This window comes from Halomonas sp. C22 (genome assembly GCF_007655045.1).
GTDB lineage: Bacteria > Pseudomonadota > Gammaproteobacteria > Pseudomonadales > Halomonadaceae > Vreelandella > Vreelandella hamiltonii.
The window spans coordinates 141,457-162,401 of the sequence record NZ_VBVC01000007.1; the positions used below are offsets into that span (position 1 = coordinate 141,457).

A 20,945-nucleotide genomic window follows, 5' to 3' on the forward strand; every position below is an offset into this window, starting at 1 on the left:
TGGATGCGAGCGGCTATTCGCCCTGAACGCCCGTGACGGGTTTGATGGTGCCCCAGCGTCTGCAGCTGGGGCACTGCCAGCTCAGGCTGTCGCTGTTGAAACCGCAGCGGCGGCAGCGGTGACGATGTCGGTCGGACAGCAGCTGGTCAGTGTGGTGCTTGAGCAGCAGCAAGCGTGTGTCGGGAGAAGCTTTGCCGGACAGTTTCTCGCTTTCGAGATAAAGATCCACCAGATAGTCGAGGCCACCCAGGCTCGGCGCTTCTCGTAACCACGTGCCGATCCGTTCGATGGCGTTGTCGACTCCTTCTCGTTGGTGGATCAGGGCCCCCAGGGTAATCATGACGCTGGTGTAGGGGGCTTGCCCCAACAGCCGATACAGGTGGTTTTCCAGGCCGTCCAGGTCATCGTTGCGGGTATAGGCCCGTTGCAGGACCGGCAGCATGGTGGGGACGTGGGCGATATCCTGTTGAGGTATATGGTCGAGCCGCTCGATGGCCTTGTCATGATGGCCGTTTTCCATATCGAGCTCGGCCAACAGCAGGGTAGCTCTGACGCAGCGCTCATCGAACTGCAGCGCTTTTTTCAGATGTTTGCGGGCCAGCGGGCGGCTTGCCTGGGCGATCTCCTGTTCTGCCAGTTCGCACAGCCAGTGGGCGGCGGGTCGGCGCATGGCAGGTTGCAGCTTCATCAGGGGCTGGGCGGTCTCCAGCGCTTCATGCCAGTCGTTTTCCCTTTCCAGCAGGTCGATCAGCAGTCGGCGCGCTTCCAGGCACAAAGGCTCGCTGCTCGAGTGATCGAGCACGCTGCGCAGCAGCCGCTGGGCGCGATCATGCACGCCCAGAGCGATGAAGTCTCGCGCCAGCTCCAGTTGAACGTGTTCGTTGGTCTCTGCCGACAGGGCGGGGCGGGCCAGCAGGTTTTGATGAATACTGACGGCCTTGTCGGCTTCACCGCGAGCGCGAAACAGCTTGCCCAGGGCAATATGTGTTTCTGCCGTCTCGCTATTGATGTCGAGGGCATGAATGAAGGTGTTGATGGCTTCGTCGGGCTGCTCGTTGAGCAGATAGTTCAACCCGACGAAGTACTCTCGAGATAGATCGGGTGGGCGTGACAAAGGGGCCTGCCGCTGGCGCCTGGTCGCATGTCTGACCCCAAGCGCAAAGCCCAGCACAATGGCGGTCAACAGCACGCCCAGCAGCACGGCATCTTGCATTTATGCCAGTTCCTTGAACTCCTGGGTGCGGAGGCGGTCGAGCTCCTTGCGCTGCTGCTTGTTGTGGCGTTCGCTACGCACCAGCTTGGCTCTCAGGCGTACGTACACGCCCAGCATGGCGATCATGCCGACCACCACGCCCAGCGTCAGCGTTGCCAGCAGCCAGACCGACAGCGAGACGGCAGGCAGCTCTGTCCAGATCAGGTTCAAGGCAATGGTCTGCTGGTTGTTGACGGCAAAAAGAATGCCGACCAGCAGCACTATCAGTAGAATGATGGCCAGAATCAGCCCTTTGATCCAACGCATGTGTGTTTCCTGGTTAGTGGCGTTCGCGGTAGTGCTATTGTGTCTGAGTCTAAGCGTGACGTCATCCCGAAGAACGTCGAAGGGGGCGTTTGCTCAGGCTCAATAGCCCAGCGCTCGGCTGGCGTCTACCTGTTCCCGCAGCTCTTTACCGGGCTTGAAGTGGGGGACATATTTGCCGTCCAGTTCTACCGGGTCGCCCGTCTTGGGGTTTCTGCCGGTGCGTGGCTCGCGGTAGTGAAGTGAAAAGCTGCCAAAGCCCCGTATTTCTACTCGCCCGCCGCTGGACAAGGCATCGGTCATATCATCCAGGATGATACGCACTGCCGTTTCGACTTCCTTGGCGGATAGCTCCGGTTGACGCATCGCGATTTGTTCGATTAGTTCAGACTTGGTCATCGGTTGGCTCCCTGCAAACGTTAAAGGCCGTTCTTGCGCATGCGACCTCGATACCATCGAAATCAGCATACTTCGCCAAACGGCATAAAACAATTCAGATAAAACAAGGTACTAGCTTGGTGAGCTCAAGGCTGAGTAACAGCATAGGCGAAGCCGGGCGCTGGCGCGACCCTGTCGCTCCGGTATACTGCCTTTTCATTCCCTTTACGTGGAGAAGTGGCGTTGAACGACGATACATCCCCAGCAGCTGTGCTGCGCAAGCGGCTCTATTGGCACTCCCGTCGTGGCATGTGGGAGTTGGACTTGCTGTTGATTCCGTTTCTGGAAGCACGCTTCGAGTCGCTCAGTCATGAGCAGCAACTGACCTATCAAAGGTTGATTGAAGAGGAAGACCAGGATCTGTTCGTCTGGCTGATGCACCGCGAGTGGCCGGAAGACCCGGAGTTGCGTCAAATGGTCCAAATGATCGTCGAACATGCAGAAACCACCGATAACGCTGCCTATCGTACGCTCTAACGTGGCCAGCGGCGTTCATGCAGCATTGTTGATGGGCTGCATGACGTTGCTGATGCTCCTCGTCAGCGCTGCTTGGATCGGGGCGGCCTTGGTAGTGGGGTTGGCGGTGTGGTGGGTCAGCCGCTGCCGTCAGCCGGCAGGAACATTGCAGCTCGTGCATACAGGGCAACACTGGGCGGCAAGCTGGTTGTTGCCTACTGGTGAACTGGGCCCTGAGCAGCCTGTGCGCTGTGACTATTTGGGGCCCTGGTTGGCGGGGCTGCGTGTCGGCAGCCAGCGTATCTGGATATGGCCTGACAGCCTGCCTGCCTCAGAGCAGCGCCAGCTGCGCCGCTGCCTGCACCGTCCTGGTCGTTAGCGCCTGGCGTTGGGCAGGTCGTCCAGCGTCAGTCGGGAAGGTTGGCTGTCTGGCTGGGCCGAGGGCCAATCGGTGGAGTAATGCAGGCCGCGTGACTCATGGCGTCGCAGGGCTGCCAGGGTGGTCAGCTGTGCCAGGGCCAGTGCCTGGCCAAGCTGAAGGCTGTCGGGGTGCTGCCGCTCAGGATCCAGCGCTTTCAGGTTCTGCGCCATGTTCTCCAGCGCCGCATGGGCGCTGTTCAAGCCCTGCTCGCTGCGCACGATGGAAACATGCTGGCTCATCACGCTGCGCATGGCGTGGCGCAGCTCGTCGAGGGCGTTCCGATCCACCTTGATGTATGCATCAATGGGCCTGTCAGCCAGCGCTTCAGATAGTTGGCAAGGCGCCGTCTGCGGCTGGCTGAGCAGATGCAGGGCGCAGCTGCGGGCGTAGACCAGGCACTCCAGCAGGGAGTTGCTGGCCATGCGATTGGCGCCATGCAAGCCGGTATAGGCGGTCTCGCCGATGGCGTAAAGGTTGGGCACGTCGGTTGCGCCTGCGCTGTTGGTGGCAATGCCGCCGCAGCTGTAGTGGGCGGCGGGTACGACGGGAATGGGTTCCCGGGTGATGTCGATGCCCCGTGAGGCGCAGTGGGCCAGAATAGTCGGGAAGTGGTGGCGTAGGTTGGTGTCGCCCAGGTGGCGCACGTCGAGCCAGACATGCCCCAGCGTGCCCCGCTGAATGTTGGCATCGATGGCGCGGGCCACGATGTCACGGGGGGCCAGTTCGGCACGCGCATCCAGCGCCAGCATGAAGCGTTCTCCCGCCTCGTTCAGCAGGTGGCCACCTTCTCCTCGCACGGCTTCGCTGATCAGAAACGCAGGGCCGTTGGGGTCGAACAGGCAGGTAGGGTGAAACTGCTGAAACTCCAGGTTGCACAGGGTGGCGCCCAGCTCGGCGGCCATCATCATGCCTTCTCCGCTGCTGGGGGCGGGGGTCGTCGTATGGCGATACAGGCCGCTGGCGCCGCCCGTTGCCAGTACGGTATGCGTAGCCAGCAGGTGGTGAAGATTGCCGCCGCTGTCGATGCCCAGTGCGCCCAGGCAGTGGCCAGAGGCGTTCTGGAGCAGGTGCAGAATGGTCAGGTCGCTGCGCTGGGTGATGTTGGGGTGGGCAGCGACTTTATCCAGCAGCGTATCGACCACGGCGCGACCCGTGGCATCGTCGGCATGGATGATGCGTCTTGCGTTATGGCCGCCCTCTCGGGTGAGGTGAAAGGGGTAACGGGCGCCGGGGTCCGGGTCTGGGGTAAACGGCACGCCATTGTCGATGAGCCACTGAATGGCCTGGGGGCCGTGGTCGACCGTAAAGCGTACGGCCGCTTCATCGCACAGGCCGTCACCGGCAATGAGCGTGTCCTGGACATGGTCTTCGAGCTGGTCGTCGGGTGACAGGACGGCAGCAATCCCGCCCTGGGCCCAGCGGCTGGCCCCTTTGTCGTCCTGGGCGGGGCGCACCAGCAGCACCGAGCGTTGGTCGGCCACTTCCAGTGCCAGCGTCAAGCCGGCGACGCCCCCACCAATAATGACGATGTCGGATGTTGACGTGCTCATTGGGCCCGCTCCTCCATGACTTACAAGTACAAGTGGGTGGCTAGCGTCGCCATCGTTCGCTCGGCATCATAGCGCGACTGAGGATGTCGGGCGATGCATCGACAACAGGAAGAGATGGTAGGCGGTGGCCAGACACAAAAAAAGCCGCGTCGATCAGATGATCTCGCAGCGTCGTCGTCTTTCATATTGGTGCCCGGAGCCGGACTTGAACCGGCACGGAGTTACCTCCGAGAGATTTTAAGTCTCTTGCGTCTACCAATTTCGCCATCCGGGCAGTGTGTCGAAGAGATCGATACACTGGGAAATGGAGGCTGGAGTCGGAATCGAACCGGCGTACACGGAGTTGCAGTCCGCTGCATAACCACTCTGCCATCCAGCCTGACAAGTCATTGGATTGAACCAAATTGGAGCGGGAAAGGAGATTCGAACTCCCGACCCTCGCCTTGGCAAGGCGATGCTCTACCACTGAGCTATTCCCGCTTGACTCGAGGGCGAATTATACGCATCGCCCAGCGATTGTCAATCAATCAATTCGTTAAGTGCTTAAAAAAGCGAGCTTACCCAGCCTACATCGAACGACTGAGGTGCGGCCAGGCGGCGCGCAGGTACTGGATCATGGACCACAGGGTCAGGGTCGCTGCTGCATACAGTATGACCACGCCCAGCAGCGCAACGTCGTGTCCGGGCGGGAAGGCGAGCAAGACGAGAATGGCGACCATCTGCAGCGTGGTCTTGAGCTTGCCGATCCACGACACGGCCACCATGCCGCGTTTGCCCATTTCGGCCATCCACTCCCGAAGGGCGGAAATGACGATTTCTCGACCGATGATGACCAGAGCGGGGAGCGTCAATACCAGCGTGTCGAAGCGCTCGATGAGCAGCGCCAGTGCCACTGCGACCATCAGCTTGTCGGCCACCGGGTCCAGAAATGCGCCAAACGGTGTCGATTGGTTCCAGCGGCGGGCAAGATAGCCGTCCAGCCAGTCCGTCACCGATGCCAGGGCAAACAGCCCGGCCGCCATTGGCATGCTCCAGCCAAAGGGCAGGTAAAAGAGCACTACCAGAAGTGGGATGAACGCGATTCGTGCCAGTGTCAGTATGTTGGGTATATTCATCGCAGGGCGCGATCCTTGCCGGAGAATCATGAAAGTCGGAATGTAATGTGCCCGGTCATTCTATCCCCCTTGGCGCATTGCATCCATGTTAACCACCGCTTTATCCGTTCAGAGTGACATAAATCGTCTCCGCCAGGGCGGCGCTGATGCCCGGCACCCGAGTGAGTTCGTCACGGCTGGCCTTTTGCACGCCCTGCAGGCCGCCAAAAAACTTCAGCAATTCGCGGCGCCGCTTGGGGCCGATGCCGGGAATGTCCTGCAGGGTAGAGGTGCGTCGCGCCTTGTCGCGTGCTGCTCGGTGCCCCGCGATGGCGAAGCGGTGCGATTCATCGCGAATATGCTGAATGAGGTGCAGGGCGGGAGAGGCTGGTGCCAGTACCAGCGGGTTGTCGCTACTTTCCAGAAACAGGGTTTCGAGCCCGGCCTTGCGGGTAGTGCCTTTGGCCACGCCCAGCAGGACGATGCCTGGCACCTGCAGGTCGGTCAGCACTTGCCGTGCCATGTTCAATTGGCCCTTGCCGCCATCCACGATCAGCACGTCAGGCGCAATGGCTTCGCCACTTTTGACGCGCTTGAGGCGTCGCGTGAGCGCCTGTTGCATGGCGGCGTAGTCGTCGCCTGCGGCCACGCCTTCGATGCGAAAGTGGCGGTAGTCGCTCTTGCGTGGCCCTTGGTGGTCGAACACCACGCAGGAAGCCACGGTGGCTTCGCCCTGGCTGTGGCTGATGTCGAAGCACTCCAGGCGCTCCGGCAGTGAGGGTAGCCCCAGCGCTTGCTGCAGTGACGTGAAGCGTTCGGTGAGCTGCGTGGTGTTGGCCAGCTGCGAGGCGAGCTGCTGTTCGGCATTGGTCATGGCCAAATGCTGCCACTGGGCGCGGTGCCCGCGCACCTGATGGGTCACGCGGACTTTTTTGCCCGCCTGCTGGGCAAGCGCGTCGGCAATCAGTGTGCCGTCTTCAAGCGGGAGATTGGTGATCACTTCACTGGGCACGCTGTGGGGTTGACCAAAATAGTATTGGCTGACCACTTCGGTGAGCAGTGCCTCGGGGGAAAGATCCAGGTCGTTCTTGGGCATGTGATGTCGTGCACCCAGCAGGCGCCCATCGCGTACGCTGAGGATGGAGATGCCCAGCGCGCCAGGGCGTTGAGCCAGCGCGAAAATATCCGCATCGCCGCTCTCGTTGTCGACGAACTGGCGTTGCTGCATCTGGCGCAACTGCTGGATCTGGTCACGCAGGCGGGCGGCTTCTTCAAAGTTGAGCGTCCGGCTCGCTGCCTCCATCTCTTCGGTAAGCAGTTGCGTCACATGTTCGCTCTTGCCTTCCAGGCACATGACGGCATGGTCGACATCCCGCTGGTACTCTGGCTGTGAAATGTAGTCCACGCAAGGGGCGCTGCAGCGCTCGATCTGGTATTGCAGGCACGGGCGAGAGCGATGGGCGAAGACGCTATCCTCGCAGTTGCGGATACGAAAGATTTTCTGCATCAGGGTCAGGCTTTCTCTGACTGCGCCGCTGCTGGGGTAGGGGCCAAGATACTTGCCGTCACCGCGCCGCTGTCGGGCTCGCTTGTACTCGAGGGCAGGGTATGGGTGGCGGTCGGTCACGAATACGAAAGGGTAGGATTTGTCGTCGCGCAGTAGAATGTTGTAGGGCGGACGTAGCTCCTTGATCAGGGTCTGTTCCAGCAGCAGCGCTTCGGTCTCGCTGCGCGTGACCGTGATCTGGATGTCGGCAATGCGCGAGACCATGGCCTGGGTCTTGGCATTGAGCTGGCCGCGAAAGTAGCTGGCCAGACGCGACTTGAGGCGCTTGGCCTTGCCGACGTAGAGCGCATTCTGCTGCTCATCCAGCATTTTATAGACGCCAGGAGAGGCGCTGACGGAGCTGAGGAACTGCTTGGCATCAAAGGACATGGCGTATCAACGGCGCTTCTTGTCGGCTGAAGCAGCGATGGTAGGTCTATCCCAGGATGGCGTCAAAGCCCTCGACCAGTCCATGGCGTAACGCCAAGTGGGTCAGCTCTACGTCAGTGGCTACCTGGAGCTTGTCAAACAGGCGGTAGCGGTAGGTGTTGACGGTTTTGGGACTTAGGTGCAATCGGTCCGAAATATCCTGTACGCGCTGGCAATTGACGATCATCAGGGCGATTTGCAATTCACGATGCGAGAGGTGGCTGAAAGGGTTGTCTTCATCGTCGAAATGGGAGAGTGCCAGCCGCTGGGCGATTTCCTGGCTGACATAGCGGCGCCCGTGAAAGACCTGGCGAATGGCATCGGTCATTTCCGTTGCATCGGCACCCTTGCTGAGAAAGCCTGACGCCCCTGCTTCGAGCATGCGCCGCAAGACGCTGTCTTCCAGATGTGCCGTGAGGATGATGACTTTGACGTCCGAAAGCGTGCGGTAGATGCGGCGGGTCGCTTCCAGACCGCCAATGCCTGGCATGCGAATGTCCATCAGTACGATGTCAGGCTTCAGTTGTCGGCTCTGTGTGACTGCGTTCTCACCATCATCCACTTCACCCACGATCTTGATATCGCTCTCTTCGTTCAGGAGGTGGGCGATGCTGGTTCTCACCAGGTGGTGATCATCGGCAATTAAAACGTTGATCAAGGGGCTGGCTCCTGCAGGTAATCATCGTGGACTGGGGCGATACGCACGCTGCGTTGACATAGAGTGCCACAGCTCTTGGCAAAGGAGAATTAGTTAATGCTTGTTCACTTTAATTCTTGACCTCGCGCAAACCCTGGAGTAATATTCGCACCGCTGCCGCAATGGCAGCATGTGGGGCCTTAGCTCAGCTGGGAGAGCGCAACACTGGCAGTGTTGAGGTCAGCGGTTCGATCCCGCTAGGCTCCACCAAGATTTCGAAGCGCCGCGTATCTTACGCGGCGCTTTTTGTTTTGCCTGTCATTTTGCTTGTCATGTAGCCTCTCATTTGAACTCCTTCTATTGCTGCGCTGCAATCGGCGCCCGTTCATGAGTGAGCGGGCGCCGCTGTGGGCTAGCCGTCGACCTTGCCCAGCAGCAGGAACTCGATCAAGGCTTTTTGTGCGTGCAGGCGGTTGCCTGCCTCTTGCCAGACCACCGAGCGCGGGTCATCGAGCAGCGTGTGGCTGATCTCTTCGCCGCGATGTGCCGGCAGGCAGTGCAAGAACAGGACGTCCGCGTTAGCGCTGTCGAGCATCGCTTCCGTTACCTGGAAGCCCGCAAAATCGGCCTCTCGCTTCGCCTGTTCCTGCTCCTGGCCCATGGAGGCCCAGACGTCGGTGGTGATCAGGTCAGCGCCTTGAGCGGCTTGCTGTGGGTCGCGCAACAGAGTGATGCAGTCGCCGGCGGCTTGCATGATGTCGTCGCGGGGCTCGTAGCCTTCCGGGCAGCAAATTCTCAAGTGGAAACCGAACTGGCGGGCAGCATTGATCCACGAGTGGCACATGTTGTTGCCATCGCCGATCCATACGGCGGTCTTGCCCTTGACGCTGCCGCGCAGCTCGGTCCAGGTCATGACGTCTGCCAGCAATTGGCAGGGGTGGTAGTCGTCGCTGAGCGCATTGATGACGGGCACGCTGCTGGCGCTGGCGTACGCTTCCAGCCCTGCATGGGAGAAGGTGCGGATCATCACCGCGTCGACCATTTCAGCCAGCACGCGGGCGGTGTCTTCGATGGGCTCGCCGCGGCCCAGTTGGGTGTCGCGCGGAGACAAAAACAGGGCGTGGCCACCAAACTGGGCCATGCCGGTCTCGAAGGAAACACGGGTTCGCGTGGAGGACTTCTCGAAAATCATCGCCAGAGTGCGGTTGGGCAGCGGCGTGTAAACCGGTCCGTTGGCCTTGAGATCCGTCTTGATCTTGATGGCGCGCTGAATCAGATAGTCCAGCTCTTCAGGGGTCAAATCCAGCAGGGTAAGGAAATGGCGTGTCGCCATGGTGACGTCTCTCCGCGCAAAAACACCATCCTAGCGAGGCCGCAGGGGATGCGCAACGCAAGCGGCATGCGTAGAATATGCGCCACGCAATATGACCGAGTCGTTTGCTCAGGTATTGACGTGCATGATCAAGACTGACGATTACCCGGTCGCAGGGTTAAAGCCAGTGGCCGAATTGCGTACACTGGAAGAGACCACATCTTTTATCGAGGAGCATCCCATGAGCACCACGGCTGACAATATCCAGCGTCAAATCACTGAAAACCCGATTCTCATCTACATGAAAGGCACGCCTCAGCTGCCGCAGTGTGGCTTTTCTGCACAGACCGTTCAGGCGCTGATGAGCTGCGGCGAGCGTTTCGCTTTCGTCAACGTGCTGGATAACCCTGATATTCGCGCCGAACTGCCCAAGATTGCCAACTGGCCCACCTTCCCGCAGCTGTGGGTAGAAGGCGAGCTGGTCGGCGGATGCGATATCGTGATGGAAATGCACCAGAGCGGCGATCTCGAGAAGTTGATCAAAGAAGCTGCCCAGCGTGCAGGCGCTGCTGAGAACGGCACTGACGCCTAACCCAAGAACAGCGCCCAAGGAAGTTTTGCTCCATGAGCTATCAAGTTCTGGCCCGCAAGTGGCGGCCACGCACATTTCACGAGCTTGTGGGGCAGGCCCATGTCCAACGCGCCCTGGTCAATGCTCTTGACCAGGGGCGTTTGCACCACGCTTACCTGTTTACGGGGACGCGGGGTGTAGGCAAGACCACCCTGGCACGGATATTGGCCAAGTGCCTCAACTGCACGGCCAATGGCCGTGGTGACGAGGGCGTCACGTCGACACCTTGTGGCCAGTGCCCCAGCTGTGAGGCGATTGACCAGGGGCGCTTCGTCGACCTGATCGAAGTCGATGCCGCGTCGCGAACCAAGGTCGAAGATACCCGCGAGCTGCTGGACAACGTTCAGTACGCGCCTACCCAAGGGCGTTACAAGGTGTACCTGATCGACGAGGTGCACATGTTGTCGACCAGCAGCTTCAATGCGCTGCTGAAGACACTGGAAGAACCCCCGCCCCACGTCAAGTTTCTGCTGGCGACCACCGACCCGCAAAAATTGCCTGCCACCGTGCTCTCCCGGTGCTTGCAGTTCACTCTGAAGCACATGCCGCCTGAGAGGGTAGTCGAACACCTCAGCTTCGTGCTGGGTGAAGAAGGCGTCGAATACGACGAAAGTGCGCTTTGGCTGCTGGGCAAAGCCGCTGCGGGCTCGATGCGTGATGCCATGAGCCTGACCGATCAAGCCATTGCTTTTGGTCAGGGGGCGGTACGCCATGGCGATGTTGCGGCCATGCTGGGTACGCTGGATCATCGCCACGTACTGGCGCTGGTAGAGGCGCTGGCGAACGTGGACGTTCAACAACTGCTGCAGGAGGTTGCTCAGCTCGCCGAGCAGGGGCCGGACTTTGCCGCAGTGCTGGATGAGCTGACCGCCATTTTGCACCGGCTGGCCGTTGCCCAGATGGTGCCTGACGCGGTGGATAACAGTCACGGTGACCGCGCCCAGATTCAGCAGCTTGCCGGGCGCTTTACCGCCGAAGATCTGCAGCTTTACTACCAGATCGGTATCCAGGGAAGAGGCGACATGGTGCATGCGCCCGACTTGCGCAGCGCGCTGGAGATGACGCTGTTGAGGATGCTGGCGTTTCGCCCGCAGGGGGTTCCAAAACCACCCACGGTGCCGCTACCGCTACGTCGTGAACCGGCGGTGGACTCGGTTGCTCAGCCCCCGGCCGTTGAGCCCGAGGCAAAAAAGCCTGAGCCTGCGCCGCCCGCTGCGCAGGCTGCACCGCCGCAAACACCTGTTGCGCGGGTATCTGCTGAGCCGCCCCAAAACGCATCAGAGAGTCGCCCACCAGAAAGTAACGTGGCTGTGGCACAGCCAGCAGAGGAGCCGCCCCCCTGGTCGCTTGACGAAGTGAATCAGGCCGCCATGCTTTCGCCAGAGCCAGAGCCAGAGCCAGAGCCAGAGCCAGAGCCAGAGCCAGAGCCAGAGCCAGAGCCAGAGCCAGAGCCAGAGCCAGAGCCAGTTCATCAAGCGTCGATGGTTTCCTCGTCATCTTCACCCTCGTTGGAAGGCCCGTTGGATCAGGCCGGGTGGCTGGGCTGCTTTGATGCGTTGGGCCTGGGGGGGCTGACGCGTAACCTCGCGGCACACTGTCAGGTGGAAAGCGATGATGGCGCCACGCTGGTGCTGCGCCTGGACCCATCGCAGTCGGCCATGCAGGCTGAGGTGCACAACCAGCGCATCGAGCGCGCGTTGAACGGGATTGGGCTGCCCAGAAAAGTGCACTTCAAGGTAGCGGCGCTGGACACGGGAATCGAGACCCCGCGGCAGCAGGAAGAGCGTCTCCAGCAGGAGCGGCATGCCGAAGCGGTTGATCTACTTTATCGTGACCCCAATATTGAGAAGTTACGTCACGCTTTTGGGGCTACGCTGATTGAGTCGACGGTAAAACCCGCATCGCACTCTTGACCCCATCACTTCAGTCATATCACTCAGGAGATCACCGCATGTTCAAAGGCGGAATGGGCAACATCATGAAGCAAGCCCAGGAAATGCAGGAAAAAATGCAGCGCGCTCAGGAAGAGGTCGCCAAGGCAGAAGTGCATGGTGAGGCTGGCGCTGGCATGGTGAAGGTCGTCATGAACGGCCGCCACGATGTGATCAGCGTGGCCATCGACCAAAGCGTCATGGAGGAAGACAAGGAGTTGCTGGAAGACCTGCTGGCTGCGGCCGTCAACGACGCTGTGCGCAAGGTAGAAGCCAACTCGAAAGCCAGAATGGAAGAGGCAACGGCGGGCCTTAACCTTCCGCCCGGCTTCAAGATGCCGTTCTGATCCATGCGCTTTTCCCCCCTCGTAGAGCAGTTGATGGATGCGTTTCGTGTGCTGCCCGGCGTTGGGCCCAAGACGGCCCAGCGCATGGCGATGCACCTCCTGGAACGTGAGCGCCCCGGCGGGCAGCGGCTTGCCGAGGTGATCTTGCGTGCCATCGAAGACGTGGGTTATTGCCAGCACTGCCGCACGCTGACCGAGGCCGACATATGCGCCTTGTGCGAGAGCCCGCGCCGCGACGACAGCTTGCTGTGCGTGGTCGAGTCGCCAGCGGATCAGCTCGCCATCGAAGAGGCGGGCGGCTTTCAGGGTCGCTACTTCGTTCTGCATGGTCACCTTTCACCGCTGGACGGTGTAGGCCCTGATGCCTTGGGCTTGGCGCTGCTGGAAAGCCGAGTGGCCGAAGGGCACATTCGCGAGATCGTGCTGGCCACCAACCCTACGGTAGAAGGCGAGGCGACGGCGCATTACATCGCAGCCCAGCTTGCTCAGTACGGTGTGGCGTTTTCTCGCCTCGCCTACGGTGTCCCGATGGGGGGGGAACTCGAGTATGTGGATGGTGGCACCTTGAGTCGTGCCTTTAACGGTCGTCAGCCTTTTGCTAGCGATTAAGTCGGATAAAACGCAAGCGCCAAGGCGGTTGTGACAACCTGGAAGACCGAATTGTCCTCTTCAACCTCCTCCTTGTATCAATGGATCGACAGCGCCGAGGCGTTGGATGCCGCCTGCCAACAGGTGGCCAGTGCAGAGGTCATTGCACTGGATACCGAGTTTTTTCGTGAAAACACCTTCTTTCCCGTGCCTGCACTGATCCAGTTTGCCGCAGGGGAAAAAGCGTACCTGGTGGACCCGCTGGTGACCCCTTGTACGCCCGCTTTCAAGGCTCTTCTGCAAAGCCAGGTGCCTAAGCTGCTGCATGCTTGCAGTGAAGACTTAGAAGTATTTCAGCACTGGGCAGGAACGCTTCCGACGCCGCTGATCGATACCCAAGTGGCGCAAGCGTTTCTGGGTGAGAACCCGGGAATGGGGTATCAGAAGCTGGTGGAGCACTGGATAGGTGACACGCTGCCCAAGGAAGAGACTCGCTCCAACTGGTTGGAGCGGCCTTTGACGGCTTCTCAATGCGAGTATGCGGCGCTGGACGTGACCTACCTGCTTCAGGTCTGGAAGCGCCAGGCCATCCAGTTGGCTGAGTCAGGGCGGCTTGGCTGGGTCGAGGAAGAGTGTGCATCACTCATCGAACAAGCGGGTCGTGACGAAGAGAGCGACGGCCAGTGGTACACCCGCCAGCGTCAGCTGTGGCGCCTGACGCCACGCCAGCTGGAAGCCTATCGTCTGATGACCATCTGGCGAGAAGGTGAAACCCGGCGGCGTGACCTGCCACGCAACTGGCTGGTCAGTGACAAGCTGCTGTTTGCCGTGGCCGAAAAAATGCCTGCAAATCGCTATGAACTGGCAGAGGTAGAGGGCGTCAAGCCACCACTGGTCAAGAAAGAGGGCGATGCCTTGCTGGGGTGGGTGAAGCAGGCGCAACACTGTGCTGAAAGTGCCCTGCCTGCCCGTTGGCCTGACCCCATGCAGCCGCCCTTCAAGCGACGCTTCAAGGCCATCAAACAGGTCGTGGCGGACAAAGCGGCGGCCTTGGGGATTGCGCCGGAAATGCTGCTTCGTCGTCGTGATATCGAAGCGCTGGTCATGCAGGCCATGGCCGGGGAGCCGCTCGATGAACTGCACGGTTGGCGCGGAGTTTGCCTGGGTCAGGACCTTCAACGAGCCTTAGAGGAAGCGTCGGAATGAGCGAGAAGCTACTTTGCGAAATTTTCAGAAGCTCACGAAAAGAAGAGATGTACCTTTACGTGGACAAGCGCAAGGGCATGGTAGACGTGCCCGAGGCCTTGATGGCGACTTTCGGCAAGCCCGTCCCGGTGCTGACCATGATCCTGACCGAGGAGAAGTCATTGGCACGTGTGGCCGCCCGCGATGTCATGGCGGCCATTGAAGAGCAGGGGTTCTACCTGCAGATGCCCCCCGCCAAGGAGCCGTACCTGCTGGACCTGCACCGCGCTGAATCTGCCAGCCGCTCGTGATGATGCCAAAATGAATTTTTTGGCCCATGCCTGGCTGGCACGCCCCGGCAACGATGGTTTTCTCTATGGCAACCTGATTGCCGATGGGGTCAAGGGCAGTGATCTCTCCGGCTGGCCAGCCAGCGTGGCGGACGGCATTCGCCATCACCGCCGTGTGGATGCCTGGGTGGATCAGCACCCTCGGGTACTGGCTGCGCGTCAACGCGCGCCCAGGCAGCAGCGCCGCTATGCCGGTATTGCCCTCGACCTGGTGTGGGATCACTTCATTGCCCAGCAGCAAGCGGGTGAGCGGCAGCATCAGCTCATCGAGCGCTGTTATCAACTGCTGTCGGCCAGGCCTGCTCCCCAACGGTTGGCCACCATGATGCCCGTACTGGTCGAGCAGGACTGGCTGCGCCGCTATGCGGATTTCGACTTCACCTGTCAGGCCGTGGCAGGCATCGGCAAGCGGTTGACAGGCCCGAACCGTTTGGCCGAGCTGGTCCCTTGGCTATACGATGATTACGCCCTTCTTGAGGCTGACTTCAGCGTGCTGTGGCGCGAATGTCAGGCGCACTTGACCAGCAGCGGCAACGATACCAGCGCCCATTGATCGGCGTCGGCGATCATGCACCTACCCGAGAGAGAACCGAACATGGAAACCACGTTGCGTGAGCGCTTCTGGGAGCGCTACTCGTTGGAGGAGTTGACCGCGCCAGAGTGGGAAGCGCTCTGCGATGGCTGTGGCCAGTGCTGCCTATTGAAGCTGCATGACGATGACACTCAGGAATTGGCCATTCTGAACGTTGCTTGCCGCCTGCTGGATCTACACAGCTGCCAATGCAGTGATTACGAGAATCGTTTTGCCAGCGTGCCGGACTGCACGCAGCTGACGCCAGCGCTGGTAAAAGAGTTTACCTGGCTGCCGCATACCTGTGGCTACCGCAGGGTGGCCGAAGGGCGCAAGTTGGCGGGATGGCATCCCTTGTTGAGCAATGACGCCGAGCGCGTGCATCGCAAAGGTGTAAGCGTCAGAGGCTTTGCGGTATCGCAGGATGAGGTGCCGGAACGGCATCTCGAAGAGCATATCATTGCGGTCATTCCCATGTCTTGACCGCCGACCAACACGCAATGCGCTGCCATCCATGGCAGGGCTGACACCGCTGGCTCACCTTATCGTGGGCTGGCGGTTTTGTTTTTGGCGCTATCCCAGATGGTGAAGAACATCTCTTTCAGCGGAGTGCGCGATGCCTGGGGAGCGGCTTTGGGCTGAGGTGCGGAGGCCTTGGTCGGGGTGTCCCAGATAGTGAGAAATTGTTCCTGATATTTCATGACAGACTCCTGATGGAGAGATGGTTTTAGACGTTGGTCTATAAGACGTAGGGCGAGTATGCCCAAAGAAAGGCGTTTTGAAAAGTATTTTTGGAAAATGTTTTCATAAAAATTATCGGCATAAAAAAGCAGCGCTGAGCGCTGCCTGCAGGAAAAAGTCGTCAGGAGGCTATCTTCTTGTCAGCCTTGGCGTTCTGCCAGCCATGACTTCAGCGTGTCGAACGGCATGGGCCTGGCCAAAAGATAGCCTTGCAACACATCGCAGCCCAGCAGCAACAGCTGCTGTTGCTGGGCGTCTGTTTCGATGCCTTCGGCGACCACGGTCAGATCCAGGTGGTGTGCCAGAGCGATGATGCCTTGGACCACGGCGGCATCCTTGCGGTGGTGGTCGATGTTCATGATGAAACTGCGGTCGATCTTGATCTTGTCGATGGGCAAGTGGCGAAGGTAGCTCAGGCTGGAAAAGCCGGTGCCAAAGTCATCGATGGCGATGCTGACGCCCAGCTCGCGCAGCGCATTCAGCGTCTCGATGGCGGCTTCCGTGTCGTTCATCAGGATTCCCTCGGTCAGCTCCAGTTCCAGCGCGCCAGGGGGGAGGCCGGTTTCTGCGAGGGTCTGGCGGAGGGTGTTCAAGAAGCTTGGCCGATGAAACTGCAGCGGCGAGAGATTGATGGCCACGCGCGGCTGCCCGGCGAGAAGGGGGCGCAGCAGGCAGAAGTCTCGCGCAGCGCGCTCCATGACCCAAGCGCTCAAACCAATGATTTGCCCCGTCTCCTCGGCGATGGGGATGAATAACCCAGGGGAAATGGCGCCCTTTAATGGGTGATTCCAACGTACCAGGGCCTCGAAACCGTGTACCTTCCCATCACGCGTCAACAGCGGCTGATAATGCAGTTCGAACTGCTCTTGGGCCATGGCCTCCTGCAACTCGTTGCGCAAGGTCACCCGCTGGGTCAACTTGTGATTGATATCATGGGTAAAGGTCTGTTGGGTATTGCGGCCCTGCTGTTTGGCCTTGTACATGGCCATGTCGGCTTGCTGCAGCAGCGCGGCAGGCTGTTCCAGCGTTTCGTCGCTCAGGGCGATCCCGATACTGGCTGAAAGATACAGCTCGTGGCGATCGATGCGATAGGGTTTGGCCAACTCCACCAGCAGCCTTTCCGCGACCTCTTCCGCGTCCCTTGCGTTGACCAGATCGGGTAACAGCAGGACAAATTCGTCCCCGCCCAGTCGACATAGCGTATCGGAGGGGCGAATCATGGCTTCCAGCCGCTTGGCGACGTGAATCAGCACTTTATCTCCCACGGCATGACCCAGGGTATCGTTGATGGGCTTGAAGTCGTCCAGGTCGATGAAGAGTACCGCAAGCTGCTGCTGGTGGCGCTGGGCCAAGGCAACGTCGTGACGTAAGCGATCCTCGAACAGGGCTCGGTTGCCCAGCCCCGTCAGGGTATCGTGGGTCGCGTGAAAGAGCAGCGTTTGCTGGTGGTTATGGCGCTCGATGGCCAGGCGCATCAGGCGCAGAGCACTGGCCAGCAGTGAAGGGGAGCTTTGGGCGCCGGGATCGGGTGAGGTCACGTTGGCATGCTTCGATAGCAGCACCACCGCTCCCAGGGCATGGCTATCGCTGCCATCCAGCAGGTGCAATGAAGCGCGTCGATAGCCATAGTCCGATAACAGCCTGGAAAACTCTTCTGCAGACGGCTCGTCGAGGCTCCATTCCACGGTGGAGCGTTGCTGCAATTGCAGCTCGCTAGCCAGGCGCATCAGGCTTTCGTTGAGGCTGGGGTCGCTCTGCAACGCGGCGGGGAGGCTGGCCGAAAGCAGTTCTATTCGGCGTGCTGACGATGGTTCCAGGCGCCAGATGGCGACCTCCCACTGAGGATTCTGGTGCTCTAGCAGGCGGCATATTTGCAGTAGCGTTGCGCTGCACGGCTCGTCGCGTGCAATCATGGCCTGGATCCGATGCTGGTCCTCCAATGCCTCCTTTGCTTGGGTAAGCTCGACAGAGCGCTGAGCCCGAGCGGCCATCAGGGCTAAACTGAGCACCAGCTGATAGGTCAGCAAAAGCCCGGAAATTCCCACGCCTGCGGCAATGAAATTGCCCAGTTCGAAGCTGGCAGAACCTCTTGGCCACAGGCTCAGGTGGAGAGCCGTGTCCTCTGGCAGGAGCAGTATTTCTTCACTGAGCGGAGTGCCTTCATGGTGATCAGGGTTCGAGTCCAGGCCCCGCAAATTGACCATTTCCCCGTTGTCATGCGAAATGCTCAGGGCAAACGCCTGTTCTGCGATGGTGGTTTCTTTACCGATCAAAAAGTCGATATCTATCATGACGATGAGCTGGAATCGTGGCTCGCTGGAAGGCATCAGTGCCAGGAGCGCGATATCGGGTCTGGCTGCGTCGGGAAGCAGCCATTGTTCGGTAGCACGCTGCTGATTCAGCCAGCGCAGCACTGTTGGCTTTGTCAGTTGCTCATCCAGCCAGAGTAGGTCATTTCCCTGTTGGGCTCTTCGCCACGTTTCTCGTGAGGAAGGGTCGAGGTAGGCCATGGCCAAGAAACTGGGGTAATCATTCCAGTAACGAACCACTTCGCGTTGACGAGAAGACGCATCGATAAAGACCCCTTGCCATCGTTCAGCCAAGCGTTTCAGTACCAGTGCGCGCGATGTCAGCGCTCTCTCCACGCTCGTCGTGACACTCTCCAGGATATGGTGCGCCTCGGTGCGCACGCTCTGATGCTGGTTCCAACTGATCAGAAACCAGCTGGCCATGCTGATGCTGACACCCAGAAGCCCGGCCAGGACGGCGGTCTTGCTGAGCGAGGTGGTCAAGTGAGGAATGTGGCGGCTGACCATGATCATGGCCAGGCCAAAGGAGAAGCAGAGCAGACCTGGCAAGAGGGCGCTGGCTCTAGGTAGCCAGTGGGGTAGTGCGGCACCTGCCTGGTCTGCCAAGGTGATGATGCCGATGACCCAGAGCAGGATGCCGCCGGTTTGCCACATGCGCCGTTGCCAGCCGCCAACAGGGCCAACCCATAAACAAAAGGCGGCCAGGGTCAGCGTCGGCAATGCCTGGGAAGGTAAACGAGGCTGTCCCGTCAAGAGCGACAGCCCTGACGTGCCCGCCAGGAGATTATGCGCCAGTGTATACAGGCACAGCAGTAGCAGTGATACCGACGTCACCCGCCGCCAGTAGGCAAGATTGGCCATCACCGCACTCAGGCCCAGCCCGGACAGCAGGATCACCAGTGCGCTATCCGGAAGGATGGCGAGTGCCTGGGGTTGCGGCAAATGAGGGATGACACCGAACAGCAGGCTGGCCCCGCCGATGATGACAGTGGTCGCCAGTAGCATCAGCAGCCCTGTTTGCAGGGCCAGCTCACGATTGTGTACATCCATTGGGTGTGTGTCTTCTGAAGCAGGAGGTGGAAGTATTGTGAGTCTTATTATGCTGCGGGAGAGCCGGAGAGGTGAAGCAACGGCTTGGCCAATTCAGTGTAATCTAATAGTGGTAAAGTGTGACAAATCTGTAAAGCAGAGTATTGAAAAAGTGTTACAAGGTTTCTATAGTCCGATTATCAGGCCGTCCCCCTCGGTCTGCTCCCCTCATCCTCGCCTGACCCTTGTTCCCACAGAAGGAGACTCATGTCTCGACAGCTTTTCGCACGTCATATTGCCCATGCCGACCGTCTCATGTGGCTGCCTATTGGTTTGATAGGCGCTCTGTGCCTTATCGTTGGGTCGTTTACCCAAACGCTGTGGATCGCCATCGCCTACGCGTTGGCCACGCTACCCTTGGCCGCCTGGTTACAATGGAAGTGGCCTGGGCTCATTTTCAACGGTTTCATCAAAGCGGCGGTCATGATGGGCTGGGCGGCCGTGCTCATCGAGCAGAGTGGCGGTCTGATCGAGGCGCATTTCAGCATCTTCATCCTGCTGGCCGCACTGATTCTCTACAGCGACTGGCGGGTGATTGCCTTCGGTGGTCTCGTGGTAGCACTGCATCACGCGGCGTTCAGCTGGTTGCAACACCTGGGGTACGTGCATCTCTACAGCGGTATGGTGGGGAGTGGTCACGATCATGATCATTCGGGCGCTGAGCTGGTCGCCTGCCTGTTGATGCACGGTGGTGCGGTGGTAGTGCAGGTCGGCATTCTGGGCTACTTGGCGAAAGTGCTGTCGCGCACGGTGGCTGAGGGCCTGCATGTCACCCGCTTTGCCCACAAGGCAGGCAAAGGGCATCTGGATACTACCTTTACTCCCCAGCAGCAGCGCTTGCCCGCCGTGGCCGCTGTGTTGACCATGCGTGATCAGGTCGCAGGCAGCTTGCACAAGACCCAGGCGGCCGCTCAGGCGGCTTCCCAACTCAGTGAGCAGCTGTTTTGTGCTCAAGATACGCTGAGTGAACAGATTGCCCGCAATGTCAGCCAAACGGAAAAAATCTCCACCAATGCCACCCAGCTTGCGGGCCTCACCCGCGATACGGCCATGGAGTCTCAACATGTCCGCCGACTTGCGCAGGACGCGCAGGCCGCCATGGAGGAGAACGACCGTCAGGTAAATGCCCTGCAGGATATGATGCATCAGTTGGCCCAACAGGCAGATTCCATAAGCAGCATGCTGGCTGAAATTGACCACATTACCTTTCAAACCAACCTGCTGGCTTTGAATGCGTCAGTGGAAGCCGCCCGTGCTGGTGAGCAAGGCCGGGGCTTTGCGGTGGTCGCCAGTGAGGTACGTAAACTGGCAGGCAATACGCAACAAACCGCTGAGCGTATTCGAGGCAATGTGGAAGACATTACCCGACAGACTGCCAGTGGCGTTACCCAGAGCCAGGCGGCCAGTGCGACCACGCATCGGCTGGAGGCCTCGTTTGCGGAAGTCGCTCGACGGCTGGGTAGTATAGACGGTGCGCTACAGCAGCAGCACCAAGGTATTGATGCCCTGGAGCACAGTGTTACCGAAATCCATGATGCACTGGAACGCTCCAATCGTTCGGTCAGTGATGCACATGAGATGGCCGAGAAGCTCTCTAACACCGCAGACACCCTGTTGGAAGCCGTGAGTGGCTTCCACCTCCCGCCACTGAGGGTGGCAGGAAGCGTGGCTTCACTTTCTGTAACGCCTCGAACGGCACTTGCCGAAAAGGACTTCATCGCCGATAAACAGTAATAGCGTTAATGGTTTAATGGCGGGTGACGTATTGCTTTGTTGCCAAGCTGTGTAGACTGTCGAAACGCCT

At 59.7% G+C, this 20,945-nt stretch carries 21 protein-coding genes and 4 tRNA genes; 12 read left to right on the forward strand and 13 right to left on the reverse strand.

Annotation, left to right across the window (positions count from 1 at the left end; genetic code table 11):
* Window positions 1-13 precede the first annotated feature (13 nt).
* The 3 genes from lapB to FEU76_RS14050 form a co-directional block, all read right to left on the reverse strand.
* Window positions 14-1,213, reverse strand: coding sequence for a lipopolysaccharide assembly protein LapB (lapB, locus tag FEU76_RS14040; protein WP_144983818.1), 1,200 nt, complete (start codon window positions 1,211-1,213; stop codon window positions 14-16).
* A complete protein-coding gene (locus FEU76_RS14045) occupies window positions 1,214-1,519 on the reverse strand; it encodes a lipopolysaccharide assembly protein LapA domain-containing protein (protein ID WP_039182525.1) in 306 nt (101 codons plus the stop codon). It lies immediately after the preceding gene.
* A gap of 99 nt (window positions 1,520-1,618) precedes the next feature.
* A complete protein-coding gene (locus FEU76_RS14050; RefSeq protein ID WP_254893852.1) occupies window positions 1,619-1,972 on the reverse strand; it encodes an integration host factor subunit beta in 354 nt (117 codons plus the stop codon).
* Between the two features lie 165 nt (window positions 1,973-2,137).
* Between FEU76_RS14050 and FEU76_RS14055 the strand changes: the two genes are divergently transcribed.
* Both FEU76_RS14055 and FEU76_RS14060 read left to right on the forward strand, forming a co-directional pair.
* A complete protein-coding gene (locus tag FEU76_RS14055) occupies window positions 2,138-2,431 on the forward strand; it encodes an FAD assembly factor SdhE (RefSeq protein ID WP_039182528.1) in 294 nt (97 codons plus the stop codon).
* Window positions 2,391-2,789, forward strand: a complete 399-nt coding sequence (locus FEU76_RS14060) for a hypothetical protein (protein ID WP_260851407.1) — start codon at window positions 2,391-2,393, stop codon at window positions 2,787-2,789. Before FEU76_RS14055 ends, FEU76_RS14060 begins: the two co-directional genes overlap by 41 nt.
* Here FEU76_RS14060 and nadB read toward each other — a convergent pair.
* From nadB to uvrY, 7 genes are all read right to left on the reverse strand, one after another.
* Window positions 2,786-4,381 carry an L-aspartate oxidase gene (gene nadB / locus FEU76_RS14065; protein WP_144983822.1) on the reverse strand — a complete coding sequence of 532 codons (1,596 nt, stop codon included), beginning with the start codon at window positions 4,379-4,381 and terminating at the stop codon, window positions 2,786-2,788. The two genes, FEU76_RS14060 and nadB, sit on opposite strands and share 4 nt — an antisense overlap.
* Before the next feature lie 187 nt (window positions 4,382-4,568).
* Window positions 4,569-4,655 (reverse strand) — tRNA-Leu (locus FEU76_RS14070).
* Between the two features lie 31 nt (window positions 4,656-4,686).
* Window positions 4,687-4,760 (reverse strand) — tRNA-Cys (locus FEU76_RS14075).
* Between the two features lie 26 nt (window positions 4,761-4,786).
* Window positions 4,787-4,861, reverse strand: a tRNA-Gly gene (locus tag FEU76_RS14080).
* An 86-nt stretch (window positions 4,862-4,947) separates the two neighbouring features.
* Window positions 4,948-5,496: a CDP-diacylglycerol--glycerol-3-phosphate 3-phosphatidyltransferase gene (gene pgsA / locus FEU76_RS14085; RefSeq protein ID WP_039182535.1), complete on the reverse strand. Its 549-nt coding sequence runs from the start codon at window positions 5,494-5,496 to the stop codon at window positions 4,948-4,950.
* A gap of 100 nt (window positions 5,497-5,596) precedes the next feature.
* Complete coding sequence (uvrC, locus tag FEU76_RS14090) at window positions 5,597-7,411, reverse strand: excinuclease ABC subunit UvrC (RefSeq protein WP_144983825.1); 1,815 nt, start codon at window positions 7,409-7,411, stop codon at window positions 5,597-5,599.
* Between the two features lie 46 nt (window positions 7,412-7,457).
* Window positions 7,458-8,108: a UvrY/SirA/GacA family response regulator transcription factor gene (gene uvrY / locus FEU76_RS14095; protein ID WP_039182542.1), complete on the reverse strand. Its 651-nt coding sequence runs from the start codon at window positions 8,106-8,108 to the stop codon at window positions 7,458-7,460.
* A 173-nt stretch (window positions 8,109-8,281) separates the two neighbouring features.
* Here uvrY and FEU76_RS14100 point away from each other — a divergent pair.
* A tRNA-Ala gene (locus tag FEU76_RS14100) sits at window positions 8,282-8,357 on the forward strand.
* 142 nt (window positions 8,358-8,499) lie between these two features.
* On the opposite strand, the gene argF is transcribed toward FEU76_RS14100, so the two are convergent.
* Entirely contained in the window at window positions 8,500-9,420 is a 921-nt protein-coding gene (argF, locus tag FEU76_RS14105; RefSeq protein ID WP_039182544.1) for an ornithine carbamoyltransferase, read from the reverse strand.
* A gap of 220 nt (window positions 9,421-9,640) precedes the next feature.
* On the opposite strand from argF, the gene grxD reads away from it, so the two are divergent.
* From grxD to FEU76_RS14145, 8 genes are read left to right on the forward strand one after another with little or no spacing between them, the layout of a single operon-like run.
* Window positions 9,641-9,991: a Grx4 family monothiol glutaredoxin gene (grxD, locus tag FEU76_RS14110; protein ID WP_039182647.1), complete on the forward strand. Its 351-nt coding sequence runs from the start codon at window positions 9,641-9,643 to the stop codon at window positions 9,989-9,991.
* 32 nt (window positions 9,992-10,023) lie between these two features.
* Window positions 10,024-11,943 carry a DNA polymerase III subunit gamma/tau gene (dnaX, locus tag FEU76_RS14115; RefSeq protein ID WP_144983827.1) on the forward strand — a complete coding sequence of 640 codons (1,920 nt, stop codon included), beginning with the start codon at window positions 10,024-10,026 and terminating at the stop codon, window positions 11,941-11,943.
* Between the two features lie 38 nt (window positions 11,944-11,981).
* Entirely contained in the window at window positions 11,982-12,308 is a 327-nt protein-coding gene (locus tag FEU76_RS14120; RefSeq protein ID WP_016914346.1) for a YbaB/EbfC family nucleoid-associated protein, read from the forward strand.
* A gap of 3 nt (window positions 12,309-12,311) precedes the next feature.
* A complete protein-coding gene (gene recR, locus FEU76_RS14125) occupies window positions 12,312-12,917 on the forward strand; it encodes a recombination mediator RecR (protein WP_081138363.1) in 606 nt (201 codons plus the stop codon).
* A 51-nt stretch (window positions 12,918-12,968) separates the two neighbouring features.
* On the forward strand, window positions 12,969-14,102 hold the full coding sequence (gene rnd / locus FEU76_RS14130) for a ribonuclease D (protein WP_167385714.1): 1,134 nt from the start codon (window positions 12,969-12,971) through the stop codon (window positions 14,100-14,102).
* Window positions 14,099-14,392, forward strand: coding sequence for a YcgL domain-containing protein (locus tag FEU76_RS14135; RefSeq protein WP_096922690.1), 294 nt, complete (start codon window positions 14,099-14,101; stop codon window positions 14,390-14,392). The genes rnd and FEU76_RS14135 overlap by 4 nt, the downstream gene beginning before the upstream one ends.
* Window positions 14,393-14,402: 10 nt before the next feature.
* On the forward strand, window positions 14,403-14,984 hold the full coding sequence (locus FEU76_RS14140; protein ID WP_039182559.1) for an acyl carrier protein phosphodiesterase: 582 nt from the start codon (window positions 14,403-14,405) through the stop codon (window positions 14,982-14,984).
* 42 nt (window positions 14,985-15,026) lie between these two features.
* A complete protein-coding gene (locus tag FEU76_RS14145) occupies window positions 15,027-15,485 on the forward strand; it encodes a YcgN family cysteine cluster protein (RefSeq protein WP_144983830.1) in 459 nt (152 codons plus the stop codon).
* A 59-nt stretch (window positions 15,486-15,544) separates the two neighbouring features.
* Here the strand turns inward: FEU76_RS14145 and FEU76_RS18610 are convergent, their stop codons facing one another.
* A complete protein-coding gene (locus tag FEU76_RS18610) occupies window positions 15,545-15,703 on the reverse strand; it encodes a hypothetical protein (RefSeq protein ID WP_186299152.1) in 159 nt (52 codons plus the stop codon).
* Between the two features lie 180 nt (window positions 15,704-15,883).
* Window positions 15,884-19,102 carry a putative bifunctional diguanylate cyclase/phosphodiesterase gene (locus FEU76_RS14150; protein WP_144983833.1) on the reverse strand — a complete coding sequence of 1,073 codons (3,219 nt, stop codon included), beginning with the start codon at window positions 19,100-19,102 and terminating at the stop codon, window positions 15,884-15,886.
* 246 nt (window positions 19,103-19,348) lie between these two features.
* On the opposite strand from FEU76_RS14150, the gene FEU76_RS14155 reads away from it, so the two are divergent.
* Window positions 19,349-20,875: a methyl-accepting chemotaxis protein gene (locus FEU76_RS14155; RefSeq protein WP_186299153.1), complete on the forward strand. Its 1,527-nt coding sequence runs from the start codon at window positions 19,349-19,351 to the stop codon at window positions 20,873-20,875.
* The last annotated feature ends 70 nt before the right edge of the window (window positions 20,876-20,945 follow it).

Coding starts and splice junctions, on each gene's coding strand:
- lapB (WP_144983818.1), bottom strand. CDS start 1,213: ATGCAAGATGCCGTGCTGCTGGGCGTGCTGTTGACCGCCATTGTGCTG.
- FEU76_RS14045 (WP_039182525.1), bottom strand. CDS start 1,519: ATGCGTTGGATCAAAGGGCTGATTCTGGCCATCATTCTACTGATAGTG.
- FEU76_RS14050 (WP_254893852.1), bottom strand. CDS start 1,972: ATGGTATCGAGGTCGCATGCGCAAGAACGGCCTTTAACGTTTGCAGGG.
- FEU76_RS14060 (WP_260851407.1), top strand. CDS start 2,391: ATGCAGAAACCACCGATAACGCTGCCTATCGTACGCTCTAACGTGGCC.
- nadB (WP_144983822.1), bottom strand. CDS start 4,381: ATGAGCACGTCAACATCCGACATCGTCATTATTGGTGGGGGCGTCGCC.
- pgsA (WP_039182535.1), bottom strand. CDS start 5,496: ATGAATATACCCAACATACTGACACTGGCACGAATCGCGTTCATCCCA.
- uvrC (WP_144983825.1), bottom strand. CDS start 7,411: ATGTCCTTTGATGCCAAGCAGTTCCTCAGCTCCGTCAGCGCCTCTCCT.
- argF (WP_039182544.1), bottom strand. CDS start 9,420: ATGGCGACACGCCATTTCCTTACCCTGCTGGATTTGACCCCTGAAGAG.
- grxD (WP_039182647.1), top strand. CDS start 9,641: ATGAGCACCACGGCTGACAATATCCAGCGTCAAATCACTGAAAACCCG.
- dnaX (WP_144983827.1), top strand. CDS start 10,024: ATGAGCTATCAAGTTCTGGCCCGCAAGTGGCGGCCACGCACATTTCAC.
- FEU76_RS14120 (WP_016914346.1), top strand. CDS start 11,982: ATGTTCAAAGGCGGAATGGGCAACATCATGAAGCAAGCCCAGGAAATG.
- recR (WP_081138363.1), top strand. CDS start 12,312: ATGCGCTTTTCCCCCCTCGTAGAGCAGTTGATGGATGCGTTTCGTGTG.
- FEU76_RS14135 (WP_096922690.1), top strand. CDS start 14,099: ATGAGCGAGAAGCTACTTTGCGAAATTTTCAGAAGCTCACGAAAAGAA.
- FEU76_RS14140 (WP_039182559.1), top strand. CDS start 14,403: ATGAATTTTTTGGCCCATGCCTGGCTGGCACGCCCCGGCAACGATGGT.
- FEU76_RS14145 (WP_144983830.1), top strand. CDS start 15,027: ATGGAAACCACGTTGCGTGAGCGCTTCTGGGAGCGCTACTCGTTGGAG.
- FEU76_RS18610 (WP_186299152.1), bottom strand. CDS start 15,703: ATGAAATATCAGGAACAATTTCTCACTATCTGGGACACCCCGACCAAG.
- FEU76_RS14150 (WP_144983833.1), bottom strand. CDS start 19,102: ATGGATGTACACAATCGTGAGCTGGCCCTGCAAACAGGGCTGCTGATG.
- FEU76_RS14155 (WP_186299153.1), top strand. CDS start 19,349: ATGTCTCGACAGCTTTTCGCACGTCATATTGCCCATGCCGACCGTCTC.